Below are 6201 nucleotides of genomic sequence, written 5' to 3'. Positions count from 1 at the left end.
ACTGCCATCAGGCGATGACGGAGATAAAACGATGTTTTCAGGGACACGTTACATTCGGCAGCAGCCGGGCGTAACGTGGTTCCTCCATCCATGCAAGACAAGTAGGCATCCAGCTTTTCACGAATACGGAAATGAGCCAATGGCGTGCCGCTCAATGCGTTACAGGTACGCCCGCATGCGTTGCAGCGGTAGCGTTGATGACCAGCGCTCTGTCCCCAGCGCGTCATGGATTCACAGGTACAGCGAGGGCACCGCGGGTGCTGATCAAAGTAATATTTGAGACGCTCAAGAAGACGACTATTGCCCGTAACCTCTGGCGTTTTCGGGCATGGCGGTAGGGTTGTGTGCAAACATGTCAGCTGTTCAGGGGACAATGTACTGAGAGATTTCAGGAACTCTTGGAATTGTGTTTGCTGCATGACGATGGTTCCAATTACACGACAGAAACCGGTGCTCAGAAGTATAGTTCATGCACCAACATGTATTGTGAACAGAGCCTTTTGAGTTCTTACAACTTCTCGCTCTCTAAGCTCATTGGTAATCGAAGTTTGGAGTTGGAGAAGTTCTTTTACGTCTAAGTCTTGAAGTTTCACTCGATTCCTCTGTAGGCAGCTAACGCCTGCTTAAGGGGCGCCGTAGGCGTCCCATTTGAAGCACTTGTTAAATGGCAAATTGCACTACACTAGCCGCCCAATTGGGCTGAGTGATAATGCCAATATAATTGTTAGATTAGCAATGCTGACAGCCTTTGACAGCTTGCTGCAACCCCTTGGGAATTTATACCTAACTTCTACGACTACGCAGATGACAATGATTGCTACTGACAAAAATATAGTGATCATTGTTATGGCTATATTAAGTGTTGTGTAACCACCACCGCCATAAGAATAAAACTTAAAATACATCCATAAGCCATGAATCAGCTTGTTTGAAACCCCAGCTAGAACAATTAACGAGATTGCTAGCAGAGCTGCAAAAAATACGGAGGAAGTTGCTTTATTCATTTTCTGAGGAATGCTCGCACACACCATTTTTATAGTTAAAGCTACCTCCAGCATCAAGACATGAATCTACTTCCAGGAAGGTTTTCATTTTCCATGCTGAAAATATGAAAAGGGCAATGAAAAGCAACTTCATGGATTTCTTGATTTTGATGTTCACTTGAATGTTAGTTTTGCCATTTAACGCCCCCATCAAGCGCCGCCGAAGGCGGTCGCTTGGATGGGCTTGTTATGTGCATTTTTGTGTATTAAGAGCCTTGAAATTTTCTGATAAGACCATATATAAATTGTGGCATTACGCCAGATACAAATTTCCCTCTCGAGTAGAGAGGTGTTATATCAGAAGGAGTTGCTAATTATGACTATAAAACCGGGTCCAAAACCAAGAAAAGAGGATGGTACACGAGATAAGCGCCGTCGTGTAACACCTGAGAACAAGCCTAAACACCCACCTTTAAAACCTCACAAACACAAGAAGTAAAGTAATGCTGAAAGGCTCTGAAATCAGAGCCTTTCCTGCAATCCCGACCACTCTAGATTATTGTGCCAGCCAGAATAAATAATGTGCCTGGTATAAATAGAGCTTTAAATATCGCTGGATGTAATAGTTCATGAAGGCATTCACCTGACCATGTTCTCATATTTTCACCAAGCTCCATAAGAGTTGCCCAAGCGCTAAGAAATGTTCCAGAAAAGATGAATAGTAATGAGTGATCAAGAGGCTTGGTATAATGGAGCTTTCCTGAATATGTAGCCAAGGTGAGTCCAATAATTGCACAAATTAAAATATATAGGAACGATACCCACAGTGCTCGATCTACATTCTTAGTAGCTTGTTTAGCATTTTCTAAATATTCTATTTCCCATCCTTCACGTGGAAATGTACCAGCCTCATATGACCGTCTCAAATCAGCTGATTCGAGATTTAAGGCCATTGCATGGTTTACAGCCATTTGAAGGTATTTTCCTCTTCTGAAGAAGAAGTAAACCATGGCTGTAGATGTGTTTGCTCTAGAAAATTCCATACTCTCGATATTTACTCGGATTGCACATAACGCCTGCGTGTGGGGCGCCGCAGGCGTCCCAGGAGCGTAGCGACGAACACCACGCTCTTGTTAAATTCATGCTTCAGGTTCCAGTAGATATTTAAACTTTGAAAAATTTATCGGTTTCTGAGAGCTCTAGTATTGTATTTTCTTTTTTTATAGAAGAGCTCATGAAGCTAAGCTTGTCATTTAAAATGGCTACAACTGCTTGGATATTTTCACTATTCGCAACATTAAATAGTTTTTCTAGTTTTTCTTCATCCGCAGACTCTAGATAGTCCTGAATTGTAAATTTTGGGAGTTTTGAGCCAAAAATAGTATTGAACTTAACTAATGACATATCAAAAGCCATTGAAGAAACTCTTGGCACTCCATCACCAGTATTTAAATTATCATTAATGATTGAAAAAGACAGTTCACCTTTGTCGTTAGTGTCTGCATTTAGCCGATTGCGGTGGGTAGTAAATAGATCTTGCGTAATCTTACTGTAGAATATATTGAATACATCTAAATTCTTATTAAAACCTTCAAGGAGTGACTCTATTTCTCTCTTTATTTCACTTAAGTCATTGCTCTTGCTGGATATATATGATTCTAGCTCTTTCACTTCATCAATAACATATGATATCGACCCTCTTTTTTCTTTTTGCTCTTGAATTTCTCTCTCAATGAGTATGAATCCACTAAGATGACCTTCATTTGCAAGATCTTTTGTTAAAGTTTTTTCACTGTTTAATGAATCCGTAAGGTTTGCTTTAAGGTTAATTAATTGATTTTCAAGTATTGCACTTTGAGTTTTAACAAATTCTGCTTTTCTCAGAAATATTGAGTTATGAAAATCAATAGTTTCTTGCAGTGTTTTTGTAATGTCAGGGATAAGAATTTTTGCTTCGTTGTAGATGTTTTCCACTGTCGAAACATCAATGCTTGAAACCTTTTCTTCATATTGTGTTATTGTCTTTTGATTATAAAGAATTCTTGTTTCAAGATTGGATATGTCTGAAGATAGTCTAGCAATATTCTCTCGCGATACTTTCAACTTATCAAGAGCATCATTATGTATTCCGCTTAAATCGTATTTTTCTTCTTTCTCTTGCAATAAAAGAATCTCTTCATCTATAGCTGCAAGCTTATCTTTGTAAAATCGCAATGTGGAACCATTTAAAATTGCAGATTTCCTAGATTCTGCAATTGATATTTCATTTTTAATTTCAATTTCTAGTTTCAGTTTTTCTATACCCTGGAAGCCAAAGATATACGAGTGTATAAGGCTATATTCATCATCTGACGTGAAAAATGTAAGGTATTTGTATGCGTTATTTGCTGTTGGTCTAGATATTCTCACATATCTATTTTTTATGGAATTGTATTTTGGTTTTTCAGAATTACATCCAAATATCGATCCAATAACCTGTTTGAATTTTGTATGTGAATGATACTCTACATCATTTATCCAACTGAATTTCTTTACTATAACTCTACTTTTCTGTTGAACTTCCTGAAGTATTCTTACAATTGTGTATGTTATACCATCAGATCTGAAAATAAGCTGGAATGTTATTTCTCCTGACAGTAATAGATTCTTTATTTCGTGGTTTATATTTCCATTCTCTGGGTCTTTCCAGAGACTTTCCCCGTCTGAACCTAAACAAAAATTGATTGCCCTTAGGAAGGTGCTTTTTCCTAACTGGTTACCTGCAAGGCCATTGTTAGTAACTATGTTAAGTCCATCTTTGAATGGGATTTCTCGTATTGCCTCTGATTTTTTGTAAATTGTCAGTTTTATGAGTTGCATAATTTAATATTGCCTGAAGATGTTATAGTTACAGCTCCTGCGATATAAAGCCAGTCAAGAGTATAAAAAAGATAAGACAGGGAAATATTGCCAATTTTACTATTGTATTTACTATGTAATACGAATGGACAAATATCATTGAATTGAAATTCATTGATTATCTTCAATACGTTTGAGCCTATGATATATAAGCTTTTATCAGGTGTTTGAAGGTTGGATACTATCATCAGGCTTTTCTAGTATTTGGCAGTTTATGAATCCATAGCATACAACAAGTTCTTGTGCTGCTTGTACAAGTTCAATTGGATATGTTACATCACCATTCGCGGTGGAAATGATTTCCTTTGAAACCTTTAGAATTATGCGGTCGGAATTTTTTGCAATTATGCCTATCACATCATCCTTGTTAGAAGGATCTATGTCATTTTCTATTAATAATTCTTTTTTTATGTTTTTGTATTTTTTATTGAGGGCCCATAAGAAGGTTTCTCTTGCCCCTGGGTCTTCATTATCTATGTTGTCTAGTGAGTATTCTATGAGTGACATATATCCACTGAATTCTTTAAAGTCATCAGCATAGTTTATTACCCGGTTATAAGTTATCTTAAGCTCAGTTTCAGGGTATAAAAAACTTACGCTTTCTGCGCTATTTTGTGGACGGTGTTCTTCTATGATTTTAATCAGTAAAGGATTGAGTATTGATGGAAGTCTTGCTAATGACTTAATTATACTAACTTTTACATCACCATCCCTGTTTGTGATAGCTATACCATTTTCTGACGCTGATGTTGTTTGTTCCCTAAATAATGACACTTATTACTTTTCCTTTGTAATTGTAATATTTCCATTTCCGGTATTGTTGATGGCTGTACCATGATCTTTAGCTGTTACTGTAACGCTACCAGACTTTCTGGACTGTACTTGTGCAAAAACTAAAAAGAGAAATGCAATGAATGTGATTGTTATGCTGAATATTAAAGCTTTGTACGTTTGATCAGATGTTAGGGTTGAGAATATCTCAATTTTAATCCACTCAATGTGCACAAAGTAAATTAATGCAGTTCCTAATGCAGCTAAGCTAAAACCCGCTTTAGACGCAGTTTTTAATATTTCTATCATGTTTACTCAAGTGCCTATGTTTGGAGAATTTAACGCCCGCTTGTGGGGCGCCGAAGGCGTCCCAACCAAGCTCTTGTTGTGCGCGACCTTGCCGGTTGGGATTGAGCGGCGCTGGCAATGCACAGATTTGGTGGTTTATTAAGGTAGAAATTGCCAGCTGGCAAACCCTACGCTTTTTAGCATTGTGCACTGAGCGTGAAGCCACTGGAAACCTTTGCTGCAGGTAAACACGGAAGCTTTGCTGGCATTGCACGTTTAAACAGAATTGCGATGTCTTTTGCCAGCTTCACGGAAAGTGACAACAGGCTAGGAATTGATACCGAAAATGCTTGTGCTGGCATAACTCAAATGCAGCCCGACAATGTTTGCCGGAGAAGCACGTTAAAACAATGAACTTTCAGGATTCCCCAAACAAACTCAGAACCTGATTGCCAGCTCCACAAAACCATTAAATATTTCTCAGGAAAACTCCGCACGAAACATTAATAATCACACACCGCCGCACAACGCCTGCGTGTGGGGCGCCGCAGGCGTCCCAGGAGCGAAGCGACGAACACCACGCACTTGTTACCCGCTTTTTTGCGGCGATGTTTGTAAATGTTGACGCTGGCATGGCACGAATGCAGCAATGACCAACTGTCAGGAAAACTGCGAATGTTTGCTGAACAACCAGAATACCCCAAACAAACACAAAAACTATGTTGCCAGCTTTGAGATAGAGAACAGCGATGGTTGCTGGAGCTAAATTTTTACACCACACAAATGCAAAAAATGCCTGCCATGAAATTTTAAATTGGCAAGCAATGTTGAACTTAGGGAGCACAGAGCTGGCGCTGGCAAAACTGGGAAGCAGCCCGACAATATTTGCCGGAAAAACACGTTGAATTGCTGAACTAACAGGAAAACACCGTGGCAAACTGAAACCTTAATTGCCAGCTCCTGATACTTGGGAGCACAGAGCGAATGCTGGCGAAAACGAAAATGGCAGCCACGCTACCGCCGGCCAACCACACTGACTTTTAATAAATGCACGATATTGAAACGCACATTGAATTTGGAATAAACGACAATGCTATCACGACAGCTCCACAGAATTTATTTCTCTCGGACAATTATGAAAGGGCAAGGCGGCAAATATTGGAACACCAAACGCGGGTAACGCCAAGTTGTGGGGCGCCGAAGGCGTCCCAGGCAGCTTGCTGCCGAACACCAACGCCTTGTTGTGCGCGGCCTAGCCGGT

The 6201-nt window shown here is 39.4% G+C and carries 5 protein-coding genes and 1 pseudogene; 1 reads left to right on the top strand and 5 read right to left on the bottom strand.

Annotated features, from left to right (window positions below; translation table 11 throughout):
• The 5 genes and pseudogenes from QMA35_RS20595 to QMA35_RS20575 all read right to left on the bottom strand — a co-directional run.
• A pseudogene (locus tag QMA35_RS20595) lies at window positions 1-419 on the bottom strand (IS1595 family transposase); the annotation flags it as partial.
• A 1115-nt stretch (window positions 420-1534) separates the two neighbouring features.
• The gene (locus QMA35_RS20590) at window positions 1535-1954 is read right to left on the bottom strand and encodes a hypothetical protein (protein ID WP_281649027.1); all 420 of its coding nucleotides are present in this window, start codon (window positions 1952-1954) and stop codon (window positions 1535-1537) included.
• A gap of 193 nt (window positions 1955-2147) precedes the next feature.
• Window positions 2148-3842: a hypothetical protein gene (locus QMA35_RS20585; RefSeq protein ID WP_281649026.1), complete on the bottom strand. Its 1695-nt coding sequence runs from the start codon at window positions 3840-3842 to the stop codon at window positions 2148-2150.
• A gap of 198 nt (window positions 3843-4040) precedes the next feature.
• Window positions 4041-4655 carry an ABC-three component system protein gene (locus QMA35_RS20580; protein ID WP_281649025.1) on the bottom strand — a complete coding sequence of 205 codons (615 nt, stop codon included), beginning with the start codon at window positions 4653-4655 and terminating at the stop codon, window positions 4041-4043.
• A gap of 3 nt (window positions 4656-4658) precedes the next feature.
• A complete protein-coding gene (locus tag QMA35_RS20575) occupies window positions 4659-4961 on the bottom strand; it encodes a hypothetical protein (RefSeq protein WP_281649024.1) in 303 nt (100 codons plus the stop codon).
• A gap of 728 nt (window positions 4962-5689) precedes the next feature.
• Between QMA35_RS20575 and QMA35_RS20570 the strand changes: the two genes are divergently transcribed.
• Window positions 5690-5845 carry a hypothetical protein gene (locus QMA35_RS20570; RefSeq protein WP_281649023.1) on the top strand — a complete coding sequence of 52 codons (156 nt, stop codon included), beginning with the start codon at window positions 5690-5692 and terminating at the stop codon, window positions 5843-5845.
• Window positions 5846-6201: the final 356 nt, after the last annotated feature.

The organism is Parendozoicomonas sp. Alg238-R29, from assembly GCF_947331445.1.
In the GTDB taxonomy this organism is placed as follows: Bacteria; Pseudomonadota; Gammaproteobacteria; order Pseudomonadales; family Endozoicomonadaceae; genus Sansalvadorimonas.
Note: the sequence above shows the minus strand (reverse complement) of the source record. Positions and strands in the feature narration are given on the sequence as shown.

Bases quoted from the DNA above. Each gene is read 5' to 3' on its own strand.
- QMA35_RS20590 (WP_281649027.1), bottom strand. From the start codon at position 1,954: ATGGCTGTAAACCATGCAATGGCCTTAAATCTCGAATCAGCTGATTTG.
- QMA35_RS20585 (WP_281649026.1), bottom strand. From the start codon at position 3,842: ATGCAACTCATAAAACTGACAATTTACAAAAAATCAGAGGCAATACGA.
- QMA35_RS20575 (WP_281649024.1), bottom strand. From the start codon at position 4,961: ATGATAGAAATATTAAAAACTGCGTCTAAAGCGGGTTTTAGCTTAGCT.
- QMA35_RS20570 (WP_281649023.1), top strand. From the start codon at position 5,690: ATGGTTGCTGGAGCTAAATTTTTACACCACACAAATGCAAAAAATGCC.